This is a genomic window from Streptomyces flavalbus, assembly GCF_042674625.1.
Classification (GTDB): domain Bacteria; phylum Actinomycetota; class Actinomycetes; order Streptomycetales; family Streptomycetaceae; genus Streptomyces; species Streptomyces flavalbus.
The window spans coordinates 5,915,957-5,939,648 of the sequence record NZ_JBHTEB010000001.1 but is presented as its reverse complement, the minus strand read 5'-3'; the positions used below and the strand labels follow the sequence as shown (position 1 = coordinate 5,939,648).

Here is a 23,692-nt window from a genome sequence, read left to right as displayed (position 1 = left end):
CGGCGCCGTCAGGGCCGCCGGTCTCCGGCCGCGTCGGGGGCGCCCTCGACGCTCAGCGGGTCGGCGGGGCGCTCCAGCGGGGGCAGCGCGGGCAGTTCGTCCCACGGCACCTGCATCTTCCGCAGCTCCCCCCGGATGCGCTCCGCGAGCTTCCTGGTGTCGCGGCGGTTCATCACCGCGCCGACCGCGGCGCCCACCAGGAACGGCATCAGGTTCGGCATGTTGCGGACCATGCGCTTCATGATCTGCTGCCGCAGTTCCCGTCTCATCTGCCCGCCGAGCGCGGTGTTGACGGAGGCGGGTTTCAGTACGTCGATCTCCCGCTCACCGGCCCAGGATCTGAGGTAGGCGGTGCTGCGGTCCTTGAGGTTGCCCAGTGGCCGGACGCCGTAGACCTCGTGGAGTTCCGCGATCAGCTTCAGCTCGACCGCGGCCACGCCGGTGATCTCGGCGGCCAGTTCGGTCGGCATCGCGGGCGGCACCGGCAGCATGGCCGCGGCGCCGACGCCCGCGCCGACCGTCGCCGACGCGTTCACCGCGCCCGCCACGAGCTTGTCGGCGAGTTCCTCGGGGCCGAGCCCGGGGAACTGCTTGCGCAGGGTCGCGAGGTCCCGTACGGGGATCCGCGGGGCGTTGTCGATGATCCGGTCGGTGAGGTGGGCCAGGCCCGCCCGCGCCCGGTCCGAGCCCCTGCGGACGCCTTCCTGGGCCAGTTGTCTGGCCCTGCCCCGGACCGCCGCCGCCCTTCTGCGGGCGACGGGTGCGGGCCGGGAGGCCGGTACCGGGGTGTGGCCCCCGTCTCCGGCCGGTTCGAGCGAGGCTGATCCCGCGGGTGGGATGCCCGCCGTGGATGAGCCCCGCTCGTCGTCACGCACGCCGTGAGGGCCGTCAGGCGGCCCCGAGTCCGCTCCCCGGGTGGGGGAACGGCGCTTCCAAGGTGGGGTCGAGCCAGTCACGGCCGACCCCGCCTCAGTCGCAGTCGCGGCAGATCGGCTGGCCGTTCTTCTCCCGGGCCAGTTGGCTGCGGTGGTGCACCAGGAAGCAGCTCATGCAGGTGAACTCGTCCTGCTGCTTGGGCAGCACCCTGACGGCCAGTTCCTCGTTCGAGAGGTCGGCGCCGGGCAGTTCCATGCCTTCGGCCGCTTCGAACTCGTCGACGTCGACGGTCGAGGCTGACTTGTCGTTTCGCCGAGCCTTCAGCTCTTCGAGGCTGTCCGAGTCGACGTCGTCGTCGGTCTTGCGTGGAGTGTCGTAATCGGTTGCCATGTCGCTCTCCCCCTCCGGGTGTCTGCGGTGTCTCCAGCGCACGTAACGCGTGAGAGGCCGGACTTGTGCCCGACCCGAGGCGGAGATTTTGCCTCACATCAAGGTCTGTTACTCAATCGACACCCAACCGGACTCCTCATGAGTGATCGGCTTGGATGGCGATCGGGACCGTACACGGTCCGAAGCGTGCACTACAAAGGGGTCTCACCGGGTACTTCCCGTGATCAAGCCACCGGAAAACCCGGATTTTCCCGGCTTTCCACCGCCCCGCATGATCACGGAGAGTAGATGGCCGGAAAATCGCCCCTGTGATCGATCACACACCACGTAGCAGACCGAGTGCCCAGAAAATTCCGCGCAAAGCGAACATCCTCGGTGTGTCCCGGGTGTGCGGCGAAAGGATCTCAGACCGGGAGGGTGACCCGCATCTCCAGCCCACCTCCCTCACGCGGCCGGGCGTAGATGTGGCCGCCGTGCGCCCGCGCCACCGACCGCACGATGGACAGCCCGAGCCCCACACCCTTGTCGCTGCCGGTGCGCTCGGTGCGCAGCCGCCGGAACGGCTCGAAGAGGTTGTCGATCTCGTACGCCGGGACGACCGGCCCCGTGTTGGACACCACGAGGACCGCGTGACCGGCCTGGACGTCCGTGGTGACCTCCACCCAGCCGCCCTCGGGGACGTTGTACCGCACGGCGTTCTGGACGAGGTTCAGCGCGATCCGCTCCAGCAGCACGCCGTTGCCCCGGACCACCGCGGGCTTCCGCTCGCCGTGGATCCGCACGCCCTTGGCCTCCGCCTCGGCGCGCACCTGGTCGACGGCCTGCCCGGCGACCTCGGCGAGGTCGACCGGCTTGCGCTCCACGATCTGGTTGTCGCTGCGGGCGAGCAGCAGCAGCCCCTCGACGAGTTGCTCGCTGCGCTCGTTGGTGGCCAGCAGCGTCTTGCCCAGTTGCTGGAGTTCCACCGGCGCGTCCGGGTCCGACAGGTGTACTTCCAGGAGGGTGCGGTTGATCGCCAGCGGGGTGCGCAGCTCGTGCGAGGCGTTGCCGACGAAGCGCTGCTGCGCCGTGAACGCCCGCTGGAGCCGCTCCAGCATGTCGTCGAAGGTGTCGGCCAGTTCCTTCAGCTCGTCGTCCGGGCCGTCCAGCTCGATCCGCCGGGACAGGTCGGACCCGGCCACCGCGCGGGCGGTGCGGGTGATCCTGCCGAGCGGCGAGAGCACGCGCCCGGCCATGGCGTACCCGAAGGCGAACGCGATCACCGCCAGGCCCAGCAGGGCCAGCAGGGAGCGGCTGAGGAGGTTGTCCAGGGCGGCCTGGCGCTGGTGGTCGATGCAGTCGCTGATCGCCTGGTTGAACTGGTCCAGCGGGATGCTGCTGACGTTGTTGATGGCCGGGCAGGCGTCACTCGTGACGCTGATCTCCTTGGCGCCGATGATCTTGAACGCGGGCTCGTTCCCCGTGTTCAGCGCCTGCGCCGCGAGCAGGTAGATGATCGACAGCAGCAGGATCCCGGCGATCAGGAACATGCCGCCGTACAGCAGCGTGAGCCTTATCCGGATGGTGGGGCGCAGCCAGGGCGGCTGGACGGGCCGCCTGGGGTCCCAGGTGGGCTTCGGGGGCGCCTGGGGCGGCGCCGGGGTGGCTGCCACGGGGCATCAGATCCGGTAGCCGGAGCCGGGCACCGTGACGATCACCGGCGGCTCGCCCAGCTTGCGGCGCAGGGTCATCACCGTCACCCGGACCACGTTGGTGAACGGGTCGGTGTTCTCGTCCCACGCCTTCTCCAGGAGCTGCTCGGCCGAGACGACCGCGCCCTCGCTGCGCATCAGGACCTCCAGGACGGCGAACTCCTTCGGCGCGAGCTGGACCTCCTTGCCGTCCCGGAAGACCTCGCGGCGGTTCGGGTCGAGCTTGATCCCGGCCCGCTCCAGCACGGGCGGCAGCGGGACGCTCGTACGGCGGCCCAGGGCGCGCACGCGGGCGGTCAGCTCGCTGAACGCGAAGGGCTTGGGGAGGTAGTCGTCGGCGCCGATCTCCAGCCCCTCGACCCGGTCGCTGACGTCGCCGGACGCCGTCAGCATCAGCACGCGCGTGGGCATACCCAGCTCGACGATCTTGCGGCAGACGTCGTCGCCGTGCACCAGGGGGAGGTCGCGGTCGAGGACGACCACGTCGTAGTCGTTGACGCCGATGCGCTCCAGGGCGGCCGCACCGTCGTACACGACGTCGACGGCCATGGCCTCCCGGCGCAGTCCGGTGGCCACCGCATCGGCGAGCAGTTGCTCGTCCTCGACGACGAGTACGCGCACGTCGCTGGTCCTTCCTCGTGTCCACCCGCGTAGCTCCAGGGCGCGCGCGGGCAGGGCTTCTCGGGGTGTGTTGCCTCCATCCTGCCCTTTTCGGCCATAAGTCGGCTGTAAGGCGGGAGATCCGCCCGCGGGGAGGTGCGCGGGGCGGATCGCGGGGCGCGCGGGAATGCCGGATTTTCTCCCTCGGTTGAGGTTTCCGCGGGAGGGAGTGGGGGGAGGACGCTTTACACCCCGCGATCACGCTCTGCTTGTACCGCAACACCATGCGGTACGCCGCGGCCGCTTCGCAGAGTGGGCGTGGGTGTCCGGCACCGTCGCCGCCCGGCTGGGCAGCGCTGGGCACCTACGGGAGACGTGATCGCCCCTTCCGAACGGCACACCCCCGTGCCATCGACCCACGACCCAGGACGAGGGGGCGCAGCATGGACGCATTCACGGCAGGACTTCTGCAGCGCATAAGGGCGACCGAGTCGGATCTGACGCGGGCTCGTGACGAAGGCGACGACTTCCTCGTCGAGGTGGAGCAGGGCGAGCTGGACGACCTCCGCCGCCTGGCCGCCGAGCACGGCGTGGAGGTCAGCGTCTTCAACGCGTGACCAGCGTTCCTTCAGGAGAAGGCGGGCCCCCGGCGAATCCAGCGCCGGGGGCCCGCTCCTCGTTCCTGTGCCGTCCGGTTCAGTCGTGCCAGGCGCCCAGGTCCTCCAGGAGCCGCTGGAGGGGTTCGAAGACGCCCGGGGTCGCCGCCACCGTCAGGTCCCAGGAGGGGCGCTCTCCGGGGCGGCCACCGGTCAGGGCGCCCGCCTCGCGGGCGATGAGGTCACCGGCCGCCAGGTCCCACGGGTGCAGGCCGCGCTCGTAGTAGCCGTCGAGGCGGCCCGCGGCCAGGTCGCACAGGTCGGCGGCGGCCGAGCCGCCGCGGCGGATGTCGCGCAACTGGGGGACCAGCTCCCGGGCGACCTCGGCCTGGTGGTCGCGGACCTTGGTGACGTAGTTGAAGCCGGTGGAGACCAGCGCCTGGTCCAGGGGCGGTGCCGGACGGCAGGTCAGCCTGCGCTCGCCGGTCCAGGCGCCGGTGGCGCGGGCGCCGCCGCCGAGGACGGCGGAGAAGGTCTCCCCGCGCATCGGCAGGGCGACCACGCCGACGACCGTCTCCCCGTGGTGCTCGGCCGCGATGGAGACGGCCCAGGTCGGCAGCCCGTAGAGGTAGTTCACGGTGCCGTCGAGCGGGTCGATCACCCAGCGGACGCCGGAGGTGCCCTCGGTGGCGGCGCCCTCCTCGCCGAGGAAGCCGTCGTCGGGGCGGTGGCCGGAGATCAGGTCGGTGATCAGCTTCTCGGCGGCGATGTCCATCTCGGTCACGACGTCGATCGGGCTGGACTTGGTGGCGGCGACCGCGAGGTCGGCCGGGCGGCCGTCCCGCAGCAGCGCGCCCGCGCGGCGGGCCGCCTCATGGGCGAGCCCCAGCAGTTCGGCGTGGAGGGGGTCGGTCATGGGGCTCCTCATGCGTAGGGACTGTCGGCGCCCGCGGCGGCGGGCCGGGGGGCGCGGGCCGGGCAGCAGCCGACGGGGCAGACGTCGTGGCTGGCGCCGAGGGCGCCGAGGGCGCACGGGGTGGTCCGCTGGCCGCTCTCGGTGGCGGCGCGCTCCAGGACCAGCTCGCGGACGGCGGCGGCGAAGCGGGGGTCGGCGCCGACGGTGGCCGAGCGGCGCACCGGCAGGCCCAGCTCCGCCGCCTTGGCGGTGGCCTCGGTGTCGAGGTCGTAGAGGACCTCCATGTGGTCGGAGACGAAGCCGATGGGGGCCATGACGACCGCCGGGACCCCGGCCGCGTGCCGCTCCTCCAGGTGGTCGCAGATGTCGGGCTCCAGCCACGGGACGTGCGGGGCGCCGGAGCGGGACTGGTAGACGAGCCGCCAGGGGTGGTCGACGCCGGTGCGCTCGCGGACGGCGTCGGCGATCAGGCGGGCGACGTCCAGGTGCTGGCGCACGTACGCCCCGCCGTCGCCGTGGCCCTCCACCGGGCCGGAGGTGTCGGCGGCGCTGTCCGGGATGGAGTGGGTCGAGAAGGCGATGTGGGCGCCGTCGCGGACCTCTTCGGGGAGGTCGGCCAGGGAGCGCAGGACGCCCTCGATCATGGGCTCGACGAAGCCGGGGTGGTTGAAGTAGTGCCGCAGCTTGTCGACCTTCGGCAGGTCGAGGCCCTCCGACTCCAGTTGGGCGAGGGCGTCGGCGAGGTTCTCCCGGTACTGGCGGCAGCCGGAGTAGGAGGCGTAGGCGCTGGTCGCCAGGACGAGGACCCGGTGGTGGCCGTCGCGGACGATGTCGCGCAGGGTGTCCGTCAGGTACGGGGCCCAGTTGCGGTTGCCCCAGTAGACCGGCAGGTCCAGGCCGTGGTCGGCGAAGTCCTTGCGCAGGGCCTCCAGCAGGGCGCGGTTCTGGTCGTTGATCGGGCTGACCCCGCCGAACTGGAAGTAGTGCTGGCCGACTTCCTTGAGTCGTTCCTTGGGGATGCCCCGCCCCCGCGTCACGTTCTCCAGGAACGGGACCACGTCGTCGGGTCCCTCCGGGCCGCCGAAGGAGAGCAGGAGGAGGGCGTCATAGGGAGTGGCGTCGGGGGTGGCGTCGAGCACGTCAGGCATGGCACCGATCCTGCCACCCGCCGCTGACAGCCGGACAACGGCGGGGTGGCCGATGCGGTCGCCGCTGGCCCGAACGGGTGCGTTAGGGTTGCCTAACTCGTAAGCTGTATCGGCCACGGTCGCGCCTTACCGACGCTTGCTCAGCGCTCGCTGACGCGGGTGCCGCCGCGGCACCGCGAACGAGCCGCCCCTTCACCGCCGTACCGCCGACTCCTCGGCCGCGGCGCGGACCCACCGGAGACTTCCGTGCCCAGCCCCTATCGCGCCCTGTTCGCCGCCCCCGGCGCCAAGGCGTTCGCCACCGCCGGGTTCCTCGGGCGGATGCCGCTGTCGATGATGGGCATCGGCGTGGTCACGATGGTCTCCCAGCTCACCGGGGAGTACGGCCTCGCGGGCGCGCTGTCGGCCACCATCGCGCTGTCGGCGGCGGTCGCGGGCCCGCAGGTGTCGCGGCTCGTCGACCAGTACGGGCAGCGGCGGGTGCTGCGCCCGGCCACCCTGTTCTCGCTGGCCGCGGCGGCCGTGCTGCTGTTCGCCGCGCACTACGCGTGGCCGGAGTGGGTGCTGTTCGCGGCCTGCGTCGGCATCGGGTGCGTGCCGAGCGTCGGCGCGATGGTCCGGGCCCGCTGGGCCGCGCTCTACCGGGGCACCCCGCAACTGCACACCGCGTACTCCCTCGAGTCCGTGATCGACGAGGTGTGCTTCATCTTCGGGCCGATCATCTCCATCGGGCTGTCGACCGCGTGGTTCCCCGAGGCCGGGCCGCTGCTGGCGGCCTGCTTCCTGGCGGTCGGCGTCTTCTGGCTGACCGCGCAGCGCGCCACCGAGCCGGAGCCGCACCCGCGCGAGCGGCACGGCGGCGCGGGCGGCGGCAGCGCGTTGCGCTCCCGGGGCCTGCGGGTGCTGGTGACGACGTTCGTGGCCACCGGGGCGATCTTCGGCGCCGTCGACGTGGTCACCGTCGCCTTCGCCGAGGAGCAGGGGCACAAGGGCGCCGCGAGCGTCGTCCTCGCGGTGTACGCGGCGGGCTCCTGCGTGGCAGGGGCCGTCTTCGGGCTGCTGCACGTCAAGGGTGCGCCGGAACGCCGGTGGCTGCTGGGTGTCTGTGCGATGGGCGTGAGTATGATCCCCCTCCTACTGGTCGGAAACTTGCCGTTTCTGGCCGTGGCGCTCTTCGTCGCGGGTCTCGCCATCGCTCCCACGATGATCACCACGATGTCCCTCATCGAAGAGCACGTACCACGCGCGCAACTGACCGAGGGCATGACCTGGGTGAGCACCGGACTCGCGGTGGGGGTCGCGGTCGGCTCCTCGGTGGCTGGCTGGGTGATCGACGCCGCTGGCGCGCGCGCCGGGTACGGGGTTCCGGCGGTGTCCGGGGCCGTCGCGGTCGCGGTCGGTTTCCTCGGTTACCGCCGGCTGCGCAGGCCGGCCCCAGGGCGGGGAGGCACCGTTGAGCACCACACTGAGCGGGAAGAGCGGCACCTGGCGTAACTGGGGCGGCAACGTGACCGCCCGTCCCGCGCGGGAGGTCACGCCCGCCTCCGTGGACGAGCTGGCCGACGCGGTGCGCCGGGCCGCCGAGGACGGGCTCACCGTGAAGGCCGTGGGGACGGGGCACTCCTTCACGTCCATAGCGGCCACCGACGGTGTGTTGATACGCCCTCAACTGTTGACCGGCATACGCCACATTGACCGTACGGCCATGACGGTCACCGTGGAGGCGGGCACCCCGCTCAAGAGGCTCAACACCGCCCTGGCCCGCGAGGGGCTGTCGCTGACCAACATGGGCGACATCATGGAGCAGACGGTCTCCGGCGCCGTCAGCACGGGCACGCACGGCACCGGCCGGGACTCCGCGTCCATCGCCGCGCAGATCAGGGGCCTTGAGCTGGTGACCGCCGACGGTACGGTGCTCACCTGCTCGGCGGAGGAGAACCCCGAGGTGTTCGCCGCCGCGCGCGTCGGCCTCGGCGCCCTCGGCGTCGTCACCGCGATCACCTTCGCCGTGGAGCCGGTCTTCCTGCTCACCGCCCGCGAGGAGCCGATGCCGTTCGCCCGGGTCCTCGCCGACTTCGACCAACTCTGGGCCGAGAACGAGCACTTCGAGTTCTACTGGTTCCCGCACACCGACCGGTGCAGCACCAAGCGCAACAACCGCAGCGCGGGCCCGGAGCAGCCCGTGGGCCGGTTCAGCGGCTGGCTGGAGGAGGAGTTCCTCTCCAACGGGGTGTGGCAGGTGGCCAATCTGGTCGGCCGCGGCGTCCCCGCCGCCATCCCCGGCATCGCCCGGATCGCCAGTCGCGCGTGGTCCGCGCGGACGTACACCGACATCCCCTACAAGGTCTTCACCTCGCCGCGCCGGGTGCGTTTCGTGGAGATGGAGTACGCCCTCCCGCGCGCGGCGGTGACGGACGCGCTGCGTGAACTGAAGTCCATGATCGAGCGGTCGGGGCTGCGGGTCAGCTTCCCGGTGGAGGTGCGCACCGCGCCCGCCGACGACATCACCCTGTCCACCGCCTCCGGCCGCGACAGCGCCTACATCGCCGTGCACCTGTTCAAGGGGACGCCCTACCGGGCCTACTTCACCGCCGCCGAGCGCATCTTCACCGCGCACGGGGGACGGCCGCACTGGGGCAAGGTGCACACGCGCGACGCGGAGTACTTCGCCGAGGTGTACCCCCGGTTCGGGGAGTTCACGGCGCTGCGGGACCGGCTGGACCCGGACCGGCGGTTCCAGAACGCCTACTTGAGGCGGGTGCTGGGGGCGTAGACCCGCGTAGACCCGCGTAGCCCGGTGGGTTCCGGTGGCGGTGACGGAAAGGCGGGAAGTCGGGAAACGTCCCCGGATCGCGTGAAGTACGCCACTTCCTTGATCGGGAAACCCGGCGAACACCGGCCCTTGTCAGAAGTTGGGCGGCGTGCCAATCCACGCACGTGGCCCGAATGGAGTACTGTTGCGAGCCCTGGGCCCGGACTCCCGCCAGGCTGTCCGGATCCATCAAGGACCGCCAGGAGGGGGCTTGTTGCACAGGGTGACGGAGTTGGTCACTTAGCGTTGCGAATAGGTAACCGTGCCATAACGGCGATCCAGGGCCCGCGCCCGACACGCCGGGCAACTCGGCAAGGTTGTGGCAGGCTGCACCCGGGCAGGCCACACTCGACTAGCGGAAGCAGCGACGCACGTGACGTCGGCAGGCACCACCCGGGAGGTCCCCATGCCCGAACTGCGTGTCGTGGCCGTCTCCAATGACGGCACACGGCTGGTGCTGAAGGCTGCGGACTCAACGGAGTACACGCTTCCGATTGACGAACGGCTCCGCGCCGCCGTGCGCGGCGACCGTCCCCGCCTCGGCCAGATCGAGATCGAGGTGGAGAGCCATCTCCGCCCCCGTGACATCCAGGCGCGTATACGCGCGGGTGCGACCGCGGAAGAGGTCGCCCAGATGGCGGGCATCCCCGTCGACCGCGTACGCCGCTTCGAGGGCCCCGTGCTCGCCGAGCGCGCCTTCATGGCCGAGCGGGCCCGCAAGACCCCGGTCCGCCGCCCCGGCGAGAACTCCGGTCCGCTGCTCGGCGAGGCCGTCCAGGAGCGGCTGCTGCTGCGCGGCGCCGAGAAGGACACCGTCCAGTGGGACTCCTGGCGCCGCGACGACGGCACCTGGGAGGTCCTGCTGGTCTACCGGGTCGCGGGCGAACCGCACTCGGCGAGCTGGACGTACGACCCGCCCCGGCGGCTCGTCCAGGCCGTCGACGACGAGGCGCGCGCGCTGATCGGCGAGTCCGACGACCTCGGCGCCCCGGAGCCCAGCTTTCCGTTCGTGCCACGCATCGCCCGGCTCCCGCGCGAGCGGACGCTGGACCGCGGCGCCGACCGCGAGCGGCCGAGCCTGCCCCCGCCGCCCGACCCCGTCGAGGAGCCCGGCGCGGCCGAACGGGACTCGCTGACCAGCCTGCTGGAGGCGGTGCCGAGCTTCCGCGGCGACCTGGTGGTGCCCGAGCGGCCCGCGCCGGAGCCCGTCGAGGAGCCGGAGGAGGAGCCCGCCGCGGAGGAACCCGCGGCGCCCGCGGCCTCGGCCGGTGCCGGATCGGCGTACGCGGACGTCCTCATGCCGCGCTCCGTCGGCAGCCACCGGGACCGGCTCATCGGCTCCACCGACCGCCAGGCCGAGGCGGACGGCGTCCGTCCGGGCCGCCGGGCGGCGGTGCCTAGCTGGGACGAGATCGTCTTCGGCACGCGGCGCAAGAAGCAGGAGTAGCGCGGGTGCGTGGGGTGGCACGGACTACCCCACGCACGCCGCCTCACGCGCGCCGCCCCACGCAGGCCACCTCGCGCGCCGCCCCCTACTGCGGATCCGCCCCCACGGCCACCGGCCGCTCCGGGTCCGAGGACCACTCCGACCACGAACCGACGTACAGCGCCGCCGGAATCCCCGCCACCGCCAGCGCCAGCGCCTCGTGGGCGGCGGAGACGCCCGAGCCGCAGTACACGCCGACCGCCGTGCCGTCGGTGGCGCCGAGGGCCTTGAAGCGGTCCCGCAACTCCTCCCTGGGGAGGAAGCGGCCGTCCGGGCCGACGTTCTCGGTGGTGGGCGCCGACACCGCGCCCGGGATGTGCCCGCCGACCCGGTCGATGGGCTCCACGTCACCCCGGTAGCGCTCCCCCGCGCGCGCGTCCAGCAGCACCCCGGTGCGGGCCAGCGCGGCGGCGCCGTCCGCGTCGAGGAGACCCTCCGACGCCGGAACCGGCTCGAAGTCGCCCTCCGGAGGCGACGGCTCACGCGTCGACAGCTCCCCCTGCCACGCGGGCAACCCGCCGTCCAGGACCCGCACGTCCGGGTGACCCGTCCAGCGCAACAGCCACCACGCGCGGGCCGCCGCCCAGCCCTGCCCGCCGTCGTAGACGACGACCGGCCGCCCGGCCGTCACGCCCGCGCGGCGCATCGCGGCACCGAACTGAGCCAGATCCGGCAGCGGGTGCCGACCCGCCGCACCCGGCGCCGAGGCCAGCTCCCGGTCCAGGTCGACGAAGACGGCGCCCGGAACATGCCCGGTCAGGTACTCGGCGTGGCCGTCGAAGGGCGGCGCCCCGGCCGACTTGGCCAGAGAGAGCTGCCAGCGGACGTCGAGCAGTACTGGCGGGTTCTCGCCCGCCAGGTCGCTCGCGAGTTCGGATGCGGAGATGATGGCGTTCATGGCCACCATCCTCGCGCACGGGGTGGCCGCATCGTCCGTGTCCGGCTACTCTGCCCGCCGGGCAGGTCTGGTCACCACGCGTACGGGATCGGGCACGTGCTGTGCAACAGGCCGACATCCGCAATCGCGCGTCAAGCGAAAAGCGGTCGCAGAACGGGCGCGGCGAGAGGCACGGCACGGGGACGGGCCGCGGCGGCGCGCCCGGAGCGCGTGACGCCGCGCGTGGTGCGAGCATCGGCACGGGGGTCGAAGGGCGGAAGCGACGCGGTCACCGCGAGGGGCCGAGAAGAGAGTGACGATGACCGAGGCACGGGGGCCGGTGGGCCGCAGCGGCGAAGCGCGCGCCCCGTACGCGCCCGGCACACCCTGCTGGGTGAGTCTGATGGTGCACGGGATGGCCACCACCCAGGAGTTCTACGGCGCCCTGTTCGGCTGGGAGTTCAGGCCGGGCCCCCGGCAACTCGGCCCGTACGTACGGGCGCTGCTGGACGGCCGGGAGGTGGCGGGCATCGGCCAGCTCCCGCCCGACCGGCACCTGCCCGTCGCCTGGACGCCCTACCTCGCCACGGACGACGCCGACCGGACCGCCGACCAGGTCCGGCTGTGCGGCGGCACCCTCGGTGTGGGCCCGCTGGACGCCGCCGACGACGGGCGGCTGGCGATCGGCTCCGACCCGTCCGGCGCGGTCTTCGGCGTCTGGCAGGCGGTGGCCCTGCCGGGCACGGCCGTCAGCGGCGTGCCCGGGACGCCGGTCTGGAACGAGCTGCTCACCTTCGAGACGGTCGGCGTCGCCAAGTTCTACGAGTCCGTCTTCGGCTACGACGAGGAGGCGGTCGTCTCCGCCGACTACGACTACGTCACCCTCCTCGTCGACGGCCGCCCCGTCGCCGGGATCCACGGCGTGGGCAACACCCTGCCGCGGGACCGGGGGCCGCACTGGGTGACGTACTTCGAGGTCGAGGACCTGGAGGAGGCGCTGTCCCGGGTCATCGACCTGGGCGGCCACGTCATCGCCCCGGCCCGCGACGGCGAGCACGGCCGGGTGGCCACCGTCTCCTGCCCGGAGGGCGCCCGCTTCGCGCTGCTGCGGCCGTCGTCGCGCTAGCCGGGCGGTACCGGCAGCACGTCCGGGGAGAGGGTGGCCGCGCGGGCGGTCGCCGCGGTCATGCGGCGGCGGTGGTGGCGGCGGCACAGCACCTCGTAGCCGACGGCGTCGGACTGGTTGACGTCCCCGACGACCACCTGGGCGCCCTCGACGACCATCTCGCCGCCTATCGTGCGGGCGTTGTGCGTGGCCCGCGCGCCGCACCAGCACAGCGCCTCGACCTGGAGCACCTCCACCCGGTCGGCCAGCTCCACCAGCCGCTGGGAACCGGGGAAGAGCTTGCTGCGGAAGTCGGTCGTGATGCCGAAGGCGTACACGTCCAGACCGAGGTCGTCGACGACCCGCGCGAGCTGGTCGATCTGCTCCGGCGCTAGGAACTGCGCCTCGTCCGCGATCACGTAGTCCGCGCGCCCGCCCTGCGAGAGGTGGTCGACGAGGTAGGCGTACAGGTCCATGCCGTCCTCGATCTCCACCGCGTCGGTGACCAGGCCGAGCCGGGAGGACAGTTTGCCCTCGCCCGCGCGGTCGTCCCGGGTGAAGATCATGCCCGCCAGGCCCCGCGCGGAGCGGTTGTGCTCTATCTGGAGCGCCAGCGTCGACTTCCCGCAGTCCATGGTTCCGGAGAAGAAGACCAGCTCGGGCATGGGGGGTTGGGCACCTTTCGGCGGTGGAGGTCGGAGCGGGTGGGCGTCAGGAGCGTACTTCGAGCAGCGGGACGAGCTGCTCGGCGGGGGTCATCGAACCGTGGTTGCCGACCATGGCCGACTCCTTGGGCTCCCGCTCCGAGGCGACGATGAGCACGTCGTCCCGGGCCGCCGCGACGACGTCGCCGATGCGTGCGTACACCCGCTCGTCGATCCGCGGGCCGAACCAGCCCGCCGCGATCGCCTCGTCCCGCGAGGCCACCCAGAACTGCTCCCCGAGCACCTCGCGCCAGCAGGTCAGCACGTCGTCGTGGGCGCCCGGCACGGCGTACACGTGCCGCGCCCGGCCCTCGCCGCCGAGCAGGGCGACCCCGGCGCGCAGCTCCCAGTCGGTGTCGAAGTCGATCCGGTGCTCCTCGTCGAACGGCACGTCGATCATGCCGTGGTCGGCGGTGACGTAGAGCGCGCTGCGCGGCGGGAGCTGCTCGGCCAGCCGCTGCACGAGCCGGTCGACGTACATGAGCTGGCCGCGCCAGGTGTCGGAGTCGACGCCGAAGCGGTGGCCCGCGCCGTCCACCTCGGCGTAGTACGTGTAGACGAGGGCGCGGTCGCCCGCGGCGAGCTGCTCGGCCGCGAGGTCCACGCGGTCCTCGCCGGACAGCCGCCCGTGGAACGTTCCGCCACTGAGCGCGACCTTGGTCAGCGGGGTGTTCTCGAAGGCGGGCGAGGAGACCTGCGCGGCGTGCACCCCGGCGTCGTGCGCGCGCTGGAACACGGTCGGGTACGGCTGCCAGGGGCGCGGCGGGGTGTAGGGCTGCCAGCGGAGCTGGTTCATCAGCTCGCCGGTGTCCGGGTTGCGCACGGTGTAGCCGGGCAGGCCGTGCGCGCCCGGCGGCAGCCCGGTGCCGACGGAGGCGAGGGACGTCGCGGTGGTCGCGGGGTAGCCGGTGGTCAGGGGGCGGCCGGTGCCGCCGCGCGAGCTGGCGAGCAGGGAGGTCATGAAGGGCGCCTCCTGCGGGTGCGCCCGCAACTGCTCCCAGCCGAGGCCGTCGATCAGGAAGACGCAGGCCCGGTCGGCGGGGGTCAGCTCCGGGATCGCCGCGGTGGCGCCGGGGACGCCCATGCCCGCGGCCAGGGTGGGCAGCAGGTCCGCGAGGGAGCCGCTGCCGTACTCGGGGCGCGGCGCGGAGTCGACGGGCAGGGGCTCGGGGTGCTCGGAGTGGTGCTCCCAGGCGGTGGGGTGGGCCATCAGCGGGTGATGTCCGCGGTCGCCTCGGAGATGGCCTGCGCGAAGACGAGCGCCTGGCGCACCGTCTCCGGGCCGTCCCCGGCCTCGCTGACGCGCAGGCTGAGGTCGTCGGCCGTGGAGTTGCCCGTGTAGCCGTGGTCGGCCTCGCAGTTGGGGTCGCCGCAGGCGGCGGGCTCCAGGTCGATGCGGGAGACGGCCCCCCAGCCGATGGTCAGCACGACCTCGCGCGGGAGCGTGCCCGGCTTGTACGACTCCGGGTTGGCGACGACGCGGCTGACCACGACGGACGAGATCCGGCCGAGCTTCACGGACTCCGTGGAGGTGGTGGCGTACGGCGTCGGGGAGGTGCTGTCGGCGGCCTGCTCGTCGGTGTGGCTGACGATGAAGCGGTTGGCCGTGAGGACCAGCACGGTCACGTGCCGCCGCACCTCGTTCTGGTCGAACGTCGTCTCCTGGTGGACCAGGTACGACCGCACGGGCTCACCACCCACGGCGGCCTCCACCGCCTCGGCCACGAGGGCCGGGTAGTAGCCACTGCGCTCGATCGCCGCGCGCAGCCCCTGGGTCGTCGTACTGGTCTTGGCCATGCCGTCCATCCTACGGGGGCCCACTGACTGCGAGGCACCGCTCGCGCGCATGGGTCGGGACCCTGTCAAGACGCCGGGAGGGTGCGCGCGTGTCGGTGCCTCCGGAGGGGCGCGCGTCAGTACGTCGGGGTTCCGCGGGCGTCAGTACACCGGGAGGGTGCGCGGGCCGAGGTCGTCGCGGGCGGGGGGCGGGGCGAGACGGACCGAGGCGCCGAGGACGCTCAGGCCGTCGGGGGCGACGACGACGGGTTCGAGGGTGACGGCGACGACCTCAGGGTGGTCGTCGACCAGCCGGGAGACCCGCAGCAGCAGCTCCTCCAGCGCGGGGGTGTCCACGGGCGCCGAGCCGCGCCAGCCGAACAGCAGGGGCGCCGTCCTGATCGACCTGACCAGCGAGGTCGCCTCCCGGTCGGTGACCGGGATCAGCCGGTGCGCCATGTCCCCGAGCAGTTGGGAGGCGGCTCCGGCGAGCCCGAACGACAGTACGGCACCGGCGGCCGGGTCGATCACGGCCCGTACGACGGTGTCGACCCCGCGCGGGGCCATGCCCTGGACCACCGGGCGCAGCTCCTCCGCCTTGCCGAACAGCCCCGTCAACTCGGCGTACGCCCGGCGCAGTTGCTCCTCGTCCGCGAGGTCGAGGCGGACGCCGCCGAGGTCGGCGCGGTGGCGCAGGTGCGGGGCGGTGGCCTTGAGGGCGACGGGGTAGCCGACGGCGTGCGCGGCGGCCACGGCCTCCTCGGGGGTGGCGGCGGGCAGCGCGCGGTGCACGTCGACGCCGTACCGCCCGAGCAGCGCGTACGTCTCCTCGGCGCCCAGGGTCAGGCCCTGCCCCCGCGCGAGCAGACCGCCGATCAGCTTCGCGGCGCCCTTCTCGTCGATGTCCTCGAACTCGGGCACCCGCCCGGGGTCGGCGGCCTCCCGCCGCCACTGCGCGTACTTCACGGCCTCGGCGAGGGCGCGGACGGCACGCTCGGCGGCGGGGTAGGCGGGGATGAGGTGGGAGTCGGTTTCCAGCTCCGTCGCGGGCAGTCGTTCCGCGGGGCGGACCGCGTGGGCACCGCCCTCGACGCCGGGTGCCTTGGTGCCGACGTCACCGCCCTTGCCCACCTGCGGAGCCGTACTCGTCGCCGCCGACAGCGCCTCCGCCAGCCCGCCCAACTCCACGTGCACCACCAGCACCGGCTTCGTCGGCACCGCCGCCACCGCCGCCCGCAGCGCCTCCGCCAGCGCCGCGTCCTCCGTGGACGTCTCCCCGATCGCCGGGATCGCCGTCACGACGACGGCGTCACACGTGTCGTCCGCCAGCGCCCGCGCCAGCGCCGCCCCGAAGTCCTCCGGCGTCGCCTGGGTCGTCAGGTCCAGCGGCGGGTGCGGGCGCAGCCCTTCGGCGAGGCAGGCGTCGTACGTCAGCAGCCCCAGCGACTCCGAGTTGCCGAGGATCGCCACCCGGGGCCCGCCGGGGAGCGGCTGCCGCGCGAGCAGCAGCCCGGCGTCGACCAGCTCGGTGATGGTGTCGACGCGGATCACCCCGGCCTGCCGGAGCAGCGCGGACACCGTGGCGTGCGGCAGCCGGGTGGCGCGTACGGCGTGGCCCTGGGGCGCGGCCCCGCGGTGGCGGGCGCCCTGCACGACGACGAGCGGTTTCGCCGCCGCCGTACGCCGGGCGAGGCGGGTGAACTTGCGGGGGTTGCCGATGGACTCCAGGTACATCAGGGCGACGTCGGTCTCCGGGTCGTCGTACCAGAACTGGAGGACGTCGTTGCCGGAGACGTCGGCGCGGTTGCCGGAGGAGATGAACGTCGAGACACCTGAGACGCCGGTCACGCCGGTGACGCCGCCGCCGCGCCGGTGCAGCCGGGACAGCAGGGCGATGCCGATGGCGCCGGACTGGGCGAACAGGCCGATGCGGCCTGGGCGGGGCATCTCGGGGGCGAGGGAGGCGTTGAGGCGTACGTCCGACGCCGTGTTGATGACGCCGAAGGCGTTGGGGCCGATGATGCGCATCCCGTACGCGCGCGCGTGGCGGACGAGTTCGCGCTGCCGTTCGCGTCCGTCGGGGCCGCTCTCGGCGTATCCGGCGGAGATCACGACGAGGCCCTGCACCCCGTGTTCGCCGCACTCGGTGACGACCTCGGGGACGTGTTCGGCGGGCACGGCGACGACGGCGAGGTCGACGTGGTCGGCGATGTCGCGGACGGAGCGGTGGGCCGGTACCCCGTCGACGTCCTGCCAGGTCTCGTCGAAGGCGCGGTTCACGGCGTAGAGGCGGCCGGTGTACCCGGCGTCCTTGATGTTGCGCAGGAGGCTGCGGCCGACCCCGCCGGGGGTGCGTCCGGCGCCGATGACGGCGACCGAGCCGGGCAGCAGCAGCCGTCGTACGGACCGCGCCTCGGCGCGCTGCTCGCGCGCGTACTGCACGGCGAGTGAGCGGTCGGTGGGTTCGAGGTCCAGCTCCAGGCGGACGACGCCGTCCTCGAAGCTGCGCTTCTGGGTGTACCCGGCGTCCGTGAACACCTTGATCATCTTGGTGTTGGCGGGGAGCACCTCGGCGGCGAACCGGCGGATGCCGCGCTCGCGCGCGACGGCGGCGATGTGTTCCAGGAGGGCGGAGGCGACGCCCCGGCCCTGGTGGGCGTCCTGGACGAGGAAGGCGACCTCGGCCTCGTCGGCGGGGGTGGAGGCGGGCGTCCCGTCGGGGCCGATGCGGTCGTAGCGTACGGTGGCGATGAACTCGCCTCCGATGGTGGCGGCGAGTCCCACCCGGTCCACGAAGTCGTGGTGCGTGAAGCGGTGGACGTCCTTGGCGGACAGGCGCGGGTAGGGCGCGAAGAAGCGGTAGTACTTCGACTCGTCCGAGACCTGCTCGTAGAAGCTGACCAGGCGCTCGGCGTCATCAACGGTGATGGGCCGTACGCGCGCGGTGCCGCCGTCGCGCAGCACCACGTCGGCCTCCCAGTGAGCTGGGTACTCCTGCCGGTCCGCCGAGTTCTGCATGGGCCCCAGCGTACGGCTCGCGTCTGACAACGGCGCGGGGCAGTCTGTGGGGGGCGTCAGCCGGTCCGAGGCCGCGGTCCGGCGTCACCGGAAGGGGCGGGCACGGTTCCGTTCCGGACATGCTTCACGTTGTGGGACACTGGTCTAGACAACCCTGAACACGAAGGGCAGCATCACATGGCTGAGCGCCGCGTCAACGTCGGCTGGGCCGAGGGCCTCCACGCCCGCCCCGCCTCCATCTTCGTCCGAGCCGCCACGGCCGCAGGCGTCCCGATGACGATCGCCAAGGCCGGGGCACCCCCGTCAACGCGGCCTCCATGCTGGCCGTCCTGGGTCTGGGCGCGCAGGGCGGCGAGGAGATCGTCCTCGCGTCCGACGCCGAGGGCGCGGACGCCGCTCTCGACCGGCTGGCCAAGCTGGTCGCCGAGGGCCTGGAAGAGCTGCCCGAGACGGTCTGACCGGCGCTCGACAGCACGCGGTGGAGCCGCGTCGCCCATTCCGGGCGGCGCGGCTCCACCGTTTTTTCCAGTCTCCACGTTTTCGTGCCCGCATTTACCCATGGGCGATAATTAACGCGCACGTTCACGGTCGGAAAAGGGCAGCAGAAAGAGCCCCCACCGAATATCCCCTCTTTGTATACGGCGCCCGTGTTAATGCCGCAGGCTCGGCATGTTTACGGGATGTTGCGAAGTCCTCACACGTTCCGCGCGGTCGGCGCCCACGGTGAAGCGCAGCCGGTGCGCGCCGGTCGCGCGCTCGGTGTGCAGGGCGGTGAGCGCACGCGCGCGTTCCGCGTCGCCGCGCGCCACCGCGTCCACGATGGCGCCGTGCTCCGCCCAGGACTCCACCGGCCCGGCGGGCACCTCCACGGTGTACATCCAGGCGATCTTGTGCCGCAACTGGGTCAGCATGGCGATCAGGGCGGGGCTGCCGGACGCCTGGGCGAGCGTCTCGTGGAACCAGCCGCCCAGGGAGCGCAGATCGTCGCTGTTGCCCCGCCTGGCCCGCTCCTGGCCCAGCCTGACCAGCCCGCGCAGCACCTTCAGATGGGCCTCGGTGCGCCGCTGGGCGGCCCGGGAGGCGGCGAGCGGCTCCAGGAGCATCCGCATCTCCAGCAGGTCGGAGGCCTCCTGCTCGGTCGGCTCGGCGACGCACGCGCCCGCGTGCCGCCGGGTCACCACGAAGCCCTCCGCCTCCAGGGTGCGCAGGGCCTCCCGGACGGGGACGCGGGAGACGCCGTAGCGGCGGGCGAGCAGTTCCTCGGTGAGCCGGCTGCCGCGCTCGTAGACACCCGCGACGATGTCGTCCCGGATCGCCGTGCACACCGAGTGCGCCGGAATACGCATGACCGACCTCCGTCTTAATCCCCGTGAAACGTCGACGATTGACGTGTGTTCAGTGACTCTATTGCAATGAGCCGGAATTTCCGACGGCGGCCTGGAAACCATGGATATTTTTTGGACAAACGAGCCCCTGAAACACCGAAAGCCCCGGCTCGTGGGCCGGGGCGGGGTGGGTGGGCCGAAGCCTGGCGGTGCCTGGCGGTGCCTGGTGGTGCTACACGCTCACGCCGTGCGCGCGCAGGTACGCGAGCGGGTCGATGTCCGTGCCGTAGTCGGCGGACGTGCGCGCCTCGAAGTGCAGGTGCGGTCCGGTGACGTTGCCGGTGGCGCCGGACAGGGCGATCTGCTGCCCCGGGGTGACCGTCTGGCCCACCGAGACGGCGATGGACGACAGGTGGCCGTACTGGGTGTACGTGCCGTCCACCATCTTGATCACTACTTGATTGCCGTACGCCCCGGCCCAGCCCGCCTCGACGACGGTGCCGGAGCCGACCGCGTGCACGGCGGTGCCGCTGGCGGCGTGGAAGTCGATGCCGGTGTGGCTGCCGGAGGACCACAGGGCGCCGCCGGAGCGGTAGCCGGTGGAGACATAGGAGCCGGAGATCGGCGACACGTAGGTGTTCAGGCGCTTGCGCTCGGCCTCGCGGGCGGCGCGCTCCTTGGCCGCGCGGGCCTTCTTGGCCGCGGCGGCGGCCTGCTCGCGCGCGGCCTCCTGCGCCTCGCGCTTGGCCTCGGCGAGTTCGGCGGCCTGCTGCTGCGCGGCGGCCTGGGCGTCCACCCGCTGGGCCACGGTGTCGTTGATGCTGACGACGGGGGTGAGCCCGGTCTGCTGCGCGACGGGCTCGGCGGCGAGGGCCGGGGCGGCGGCCAGGGTGCCGACGACGCCGGTGGTGGTGAGGGCCGCGACGCCCGCCGCGTGGGCGGTGGTGCGCTTGGTGCGGCCGGTACGGCGGTGCTTCCCGACGGGGCGGGTGAACGCCATGGAGTGGCTGGTCCTTTCCTTCCCTCTCGCCTACCGGGTTAGCTGACGGGTTCGGAGCAGGAAGGTCTCCTACGGGCCCCCTCGCGGCACGCGCGGGCGTCCGATTCACCCCAGGGACTGTGTGGTTGGGTCCCCGGCTCCCCTGGCTCGCGCCGTACGGGGACTCGGCGATGACTGTCCGGTGCCGCGGGCGCGGCGCACTGCCTGACGGACAGCCCGGATGACGCTAAGCGGGACGGCTTTCAATTCCCAAACAGAACCCGGTTTTTGTAGCGCATCCCACAGGGCAGACAGCCAGTCTTCCTACGAAAACGGGCATAAGCCGGGTATAGAGGAGCCCTGGTGACGGATCGGTCACCAGGGCTCCCACGCGCGCGTGCCGCTACTCGGCGGACACGACGGTGACTTCGCCGATGCCGAGCGCCGCGACGGGCTCCCTGATCTGCGCCGCGTCGCCCACGAGGACCGTCACGAGGCGATCCACCGGGAAGGCGTTCACGACCGCCGCGGTGGCCTCCACCGTGCCGGTCGCGGCGAGCTGCCGGTACAGCGTGGCCTGGTAGTCGTCGGGCAGGTGCTGCTCGACCTGGTCGGCCAGGGTGCTCGCGACGGCCGCCGCGGTCTCGTACTTCAGCGGGGCCACCCCGACGAGGTTCTGCACGGCGACGTCCCGCTCGGCGTCGGTCAGCCCACCCTCGGCGAGGGTGCGCAGCACCGTCCACAGGTCCTGGAGCGCGGGGCCGGTGTTGGGCGTGTCGACCGAGCCGCTGATGGCGAGCATCGCGGCGCCGGTGCCGTCGGGGGCGGAGCGCAGCACCTGGCTGAACGCCCGTACGCCGTAGGTGTACCCCTTCTCCTCGCGCAGGACGCGGTCCAGGCGGGAGGTGAGGGTGCCGCCCAGGCAGTACGTGCCGAGCACCTGCGCGGGCCAGACGCGGTCGTGCCGGTCGGGGCCGACGCGGCCGAGCAGCAACTGCGTCTGGACGGCGCCGGGGCGGTCCACGATGACGACGCGGCCGGTGTCGTCGGCGGTCACCGGGGGCGCCTGGCGGGGCTTGGCCGGGGCGCCGGTCCAGGCGCCGAGGGTGTCGCCGAGCAGGGCGTCCAGGTCGATGCCGGTGAGGTCACCGACGACGACCGCCGTGGCGGTGGCGGGGCGGACGTGCCGCTCGTAGAAGGCGCGTACGGCCGCGGAGTCGATGGCGGCGACGGTCTCCTCGGTGCCCTGGCGCGGGCGCGACATGCGCGAGTCGGCCGGGAACAGCTCCTTGGACAGCTCCTTGGCGGCCCGCCGGGAGGGGTTGGCCAGCTCGTGCGGGATCTCGTCGAGCCGGTTGCGCACCAGCCGCTCGACCTCGCTGTCGGCGAACGCGGGCGCCCGCAGCGCGTCGGCGAGCAGGCCGAGGCCCTTGGCCAGGCGGGAGGCGGGGACCTCCAGGCTGAGCCGGACGCCGGGGTGGTCGGCGTGCGAGTCGAGGGTGGCGCCGCAGCGCTCCAACTCGGCGGCGAACTCCTCCGCGGAGTGCTTGTCGGTGCCCTCGGAGAACGCCCGCGCCATGATGGTGGCGACGCCGTCCAGACCGGCGGGCTCGGCGTCCAGCGGCGCGTGCAGCAGCACCTCGACGGCGACGACCTGCTGGCCGGGGCGGTGGCAGCGCAGCACCGTCAGGCCGTTGCCGAGGGTCCCGCGCGTGGGCGCCGGGAACGCCCACGGCTTGGGCTCACCGGCCTGCGGCTGGGGGTGGAACTCCATGGTGGCCAGCTCGGTCACTGGGCCGCCTCCTCGGTCTCGTCGGCTTCGGTGTCGTCGGTGTCGGTCTCCGCCGGGGCGACGGGCTCGTAGACGAGCACCGCGCGGTTGTCGGGGCGCAGGCGGGCCTTGGCGACCTCCTGTACCTCCTCGGCCGTCACGTCCAGGACGCGCTGTACGGCGGTCAGGGCGAGCTGCGGGTCCCCGAACAGCACCGCGTACCGGCACAGTTCGTCGGCGCGGCCCGCGACCGTGCCGAGCCGGTCCAGCCACTCGCGCTCGAGCTGGGCCTGGGCGCGCTCCATCTCCTCGGCGGTGGGGCCCTCGGCGGCGAACCGCGCGAGTTCCTCGTCGATGGCGGCCTCGATGACGGGCACCTCGACGTCGCCGGAGGTCTTCACGTCCAGCCAGCCGAGCGAGGGCGCCCCGGCCAGCCGCAGCAGCCCGAACCCGGCCGCGACGGCCGTACGGTCGCGGCGCACCAGCCGGTTGTAGAGGCGGGAGGACTCGCCGCCGCCGAGGACGGTCAGCGCCAGGTCGGCGGCGTCGCACGCGCGCGTGCCGTCGTGCGGCAGCCGGTAGGCGGCCATCAGGGCGCGCGCCGGGACCTCCTCCTCGACGACCTCGCGGAGCTGCTCACCGATGATGTCGGGCAGCGTGCCCTCGCGCGGGGTGGGCTTGCCGTCGTGGGCGGGGATGGAGCCGAAGTACTTCTCGATCCACGCGAGCGTCCGCTCGGGGTCGATGTCGCCGACGACGGACAGCACCGCGTTGTTCGGCGCGTAGTACGTGCGGAAGAACGCGCGCGCGTCCTCAAGGGTCGCCGCGTCCAGGTCGGCCATCGAGCCGATCGGGGTGTGGTGGTAGGGGTGGCCCTCCGGGTAGGCGAGGGCGGTCAGCCTCTCGAAGGCGGTGCCGTAGGGCACGTTGTCGTAGCGCTGGCGGCGTTCGTTCTTCACGACGTCGCGCTGGTTCTCCATGGACTCCTCGTCCAGGGCGGCCAGCAGCGAGCCCATGCGGTCCGCCTCCAGCCACAGGGCGAGTTCCAACTGGTGCGCGGGCATCGTCTCGAAGTAGTTGGTGCGCTCGAAGCTGGTGGTCCCGTTGAGCGAACCGCCCGCGCCCTGCACCAGTTCGAAGTGGCCGTTGCCCTTGACCTGGGCGGAGCCCTGGAACATCAGGTGCTCGAAGAGGTGAGCCAGGCCCGTGCGCTCCTTGACCTCGTGGCGGGAGCCGACGTCGTACCAGAGGCACACCGCCGCGACCGGGGTCAGGTGGTCCTCGGAGAGCACCACGCGCAGGCCGTTGGCCAGGCGGTGCTCGGTCGCTGTCAGGCCGCCGGAGCCTGCCTCGGCTGTGGCCGTGTGACCCATGGGCATGTACGTCCCTTCGATCGCTGACGCGGTCCTTCGACCGCGGATTTCCTGCCGTCCTGCCACTGTATGCAAGCGCGCGGACCAGCGGTGAAGTTCCCGCGGGGCGTACGCCGACAGCGAGATCCCGTAGCCTCTCGACAGGCCACGGCGGCAGGCCCGCCGCCGGGCCGTCCGCTTGGGGCCGGGCGGCAGGAGCGTCCGCCCCGTCCGGTGTTGTCAGTGCCGCGGTCCACAATGGTCCGCGTC

20 protein-coding genes, 1 pseudogene and 1 riboswitch are annotated in these 23,692 nt (G+C 72.8%); of the genes and pseudogenes, 6 read left to right on the top strand and 15 right to left on the bottom strand.

Annotated features, from left to right (window positions below):
- Nucleotides 1-8 precede the first annotated feature (8 nt).
- The 4 genes from ACFQZ6_RS26630 to ACFQZ6_RS26615 form a co-directional block, all read right to left on the bottom strand.
- Entirely contained in the window at nt 9-956 is a 948-nt protein-coding gene (locus ACFQZ6_RS26630; RefSeq protein ID WP_381613523.1) for a hypothetical protein, read from the bottom strand.
- Nucleotides 957-969: 13 nt separating this feature from the next.
- Nucleotides 970-1,266: a DUF4193 domain-containing protein gene (locus tag ACFQZ6_RS26625; RefSeq protein WP_210920960.1), complete on the bottom strand. Its 297-nt coding sequence runs from the start codon at nt 1,264-1,266 to the stop codon at nt 970-972.
- A gap of 404 nt (nt 1,267-1,670) precedes the next feature.
- Entirely contained in the window at nt 1,671-2,918 is a 1,248-nt protein-coding gene (locus ACFQZ6_RS26620) for a sensor histidine kinase (RefSeq protein ID WP_381613520.1), read from the bottom strand.
- A 6-nt stretch (nt 2,919-2,924) separates the two neighbouring features.
- Nucleotides 2,925-3,578 (bottom strand): response regulator transcription factor, encoded by a 654-nt coding sequence (locus ACFQZ6_RS26615; protein ID WP_007385219.1) that lies wholly within the window; start codon nt 3,576-3,578, stop codon nt 2,925-2,927.
- Between the two features lie 422 nt (nt 3,579-4,000).
- Between ACFQZ6_RS26615 and ACFQZ6_RS26610 the strand changes: the two genes are divergently transcribed.
- A complete protein-coding gene (locus ACFQZ6_RS26610; RefSeq protein ID WP_381613516.1) occupies nt 4,001-4,174 on the top strand; it encodes a hypothetical protein in 174 nt (57 codons plus the stop codon).
- 79 nt (nt 4,175-4,253) lie between these two features.
- Here the strand turns inward: ACFQZ6_RS26610 and ACFQZ6_RS26605 are convergent, their stop codons facing one another.
- Both ACFQZ6_RS26605 and ACFQZ6_RS26600 read right to left on the bottom strand, forming a co-directional pair.
- Nucleotides 4,254-5,069: an inositol monophosphatase family protein gene (locus tag ACFQZ6_RS26605; RefSeq protein WP_381613513.1), complete on the bottom strand. Its 816-nt coding sequence runs from the start codon at nt 5,067-5,069 to the stop codon at nt 4,254-4,256.
- An 8-nt stretch (nt 5,070-5,077) separates the two neighbouring features.
- A complete protein-coding gene (locus tag ACFQZ6_RS26600) occupies nt 5,078-6,217 on the bottom strand; it encodes a ferrochelatase (RefSeq protein WP_381613510.1) in 1,140 nt (379 codons plus the stop codon).
- 246 nt (nt 6,218-6,463) lie between these two features.
- Here ACFQZ6_RS26600 and ACFQZ6_RS26595 point away from each other — a divergent pair, with 246 nt between their 5' ends.
- The 3 genes from ACFQZ6_RS26595 (at nt 6,464) to sepH (ending at nt 10,476) form a co-directional block, all read left to right on the top strand.
- Entirely contained in the window at nt 6,464-7,711 is a 1,248-nt protein-coding gene (locus tag ACFQZ6_RS26595; RefSeq protein WP_381613507.1) for an MFS transporter, read from the top strand.
- Nucleotides 7,671-8,990, top strand: coding sequence for a D-arabinono-1,4-lactone oxidase (locus ACFQZ6_RS26590; RefSeq protein ID WP_381613504.1), 1,320 nt, complete (start codon nt 7,671-7,673; stop codon nt 8,988-8,990). The genes ACFQZ6_RS26595 and ACFQZ6_RS26590 overlap by 41 nt, the downstream gene beginning before the upstream one ends.
- A 445-nt stretch (nt 8,991-9,435) precedes the next feature.
- Nucleotides 9,436-10,476, top strand: coding sequence for a septation protein SepH (gene sepH / locus ACFQZ6_RS26585; protein WP_381613501.1), 1,041 nt, complete (start codon nt 9,436-9,438; stop codon nt 10,474-10,476).
- 85 nt (nt 10,477-10,561) lie between these two features.
- On the opposite strand, the gene ACFQZ6_RS26580 is transcribed toward sepH, so the two are convergent.
- Nucleotides 10,562-11,413, bottom strand: a complete 852-nt coding sequence (locus tag ACFQZ6_RS26580) for a sulfurtransferase (protein WP_381613498.1) — start codon at nt 11,411-11,413, stop codon at nt 10,562-10,564.
- Between the two features lie 298 nt (nt 11,414-11,711).
- Between ACFQZ6_RS26580 and ACFQZ6_RS26575 the strand changes: the two genes are divergently transcribed.
- Entirely contained in the window at nt 11,712-12,518 is an 807-nt protein-coding gene (locus tag ACFQZ6_RS26575) for a VOC family protein (protein WP_381613495.1), read from the top strand.
- On the opposite strand, the gene ACFQZ6_RS26570 is transcribed toward ACFQZ6_RS26575, so the two are convergent.
- The 4 genes from ACFQZ6_RS26570 to ACFQZ6_RS26555 all read right to left on the bottom strand — a co-directional run bounded on the left by ACFQZ6_RS26570 (nt 12,515) and on the right by ACFQZ6_RS26555 (nt 17,995).
- Nucleotides 12,515-13,162 (bottom strand): thymidine kinase, encoded by a 648-nt coding sequence (locus ACFQZ6_RS26570; RefSeq protein ID WP_381613492.1) that lies wholly within the window; start codon nt 13,160-13,162, stop codon nt 12,515-12,517. The genes ACFQZ6_RS26575 and ACFQZ6_RS26570 overlap by 4 nt on opposite strands.
- Before the next feature lie 46 nt (nt 13,163-13,208).
- A complete protein-coding gene (locus tag ACFQZ6_RS26565) occupies nt 13,209-14,411 on the bottom strand; it encodes an alkaline phosphatase family protein (RefSeq protein ID WP_381613490.1) in 1,203 nt (400 codons plus the stop codon).
- Nucleotides 14,411-15,007, bottom strand: a complete 597-nt coding sequence (locus tag ACFQZ6_RS26560) for a DUF5998 family protein (protein ID WP_381618664.1) — start codon at nt 15,005-15,007, stop codon at nt 14,411-14,413. The genes ACFQZ6_RS26565 and ACFQZ6_RS26560 overlap by 1 nt, the downstream gene beginning before the upstream one ends.
- Before the next feature lie 132 nt (nt 15,008-15,139).
- Nucleotides 15,140-17,995, bottom strand: a complete 2,856-nt coding sequence (locus tag ACFQZ6_RS26555) for a bifunctional acetate--CoA ligase family protein/GNAT family N-acetyltransferase (RefSeq protein ID WP_381613488.1) — start codon at nt 17,993-17,995, stop codon at nt 15,140-15,142.
- A gap of 177 nt (nt 17,996-18,172) precedes the next feature.
- On the opposite strand from ACFQZ6_RS26555, the pseudogene ACFQZ6_RS26550 reads away from it, so the two are divergent.
- Nucleotides 18,173-18,453: pseudogene (locus tag ACFQZ6_RS26550) on the top strand (HPr family phosphocarrier protein).
- A 192-nt stretch (nt 18,454-18,645) separates the two neighbouring features.
- Here the strand turns inward: ACFQZ6_RS26550 and ACFQZ6_RS26545 are convergent.
- From ACFQZ6_RS26545 to ACFQZ6_RS26530, 4 genes are all read right to left on the bottom strand, one after another.
- A complete protein-coding gene (locus tag ACFQZ6_RS26545; protein ID WP_381613486.1) occupies nt 18,646-19,341 on the bottom strand; it encodes a GntR family transcriptional regulator in 696 nt (231 codons plus the stop codon).
- 211 nt (nt 19,342-19,552) lie between these two features.
- Entirely contained in the window at nt 19,553-20,320 is a 768-nt protein-coding gene (locus tag ACFQZ6_RS26540; RefSeq protein ID WP_381613484.1) for a M23 family metallopeptidase, read from the bottom strand.
- A 12-nt stretch (nt 20,321-20,332) separates the two neighbouring features.
- Nucleotides 20,333-20,500, bottom strand: a riboswitch (cyclic di-AMP (ydaO/yuaA leader).
- Between the two features lie 202 nt (nt 20,501-20,702).
- On the bottom strand, nt 20,703-22,091 hold the full coding sequence (locus ACFQZ6_RS26535) for a M16 family metallopeptidase (RefSeq protein WP_381613483.1): 1,389 nt from the start codon (nt 22,089-22,091) through the stop codon (nt 20,703-20,705).
- Nucleotides 22,088-23,443 carry a M16 family metallopeptidase gene (locus ACFQZ6_RS26530; protein WP_381613480.1) on the bottom strand — a complete coding sequence of 452 codons (1,356 nt, stop codon included), beginning with the start codon at nt 23,441-23,443 and terminating at the stop codon, nt 22,088-22,090. Before ACFQZ6_RS26530 ends, ACFQZ6_RS26535 begins: the two co-directional genes overlap by 4 nt.
- Between the last annotated feature and the right edge of the window lie 249 nt (nt 23,444-23,692).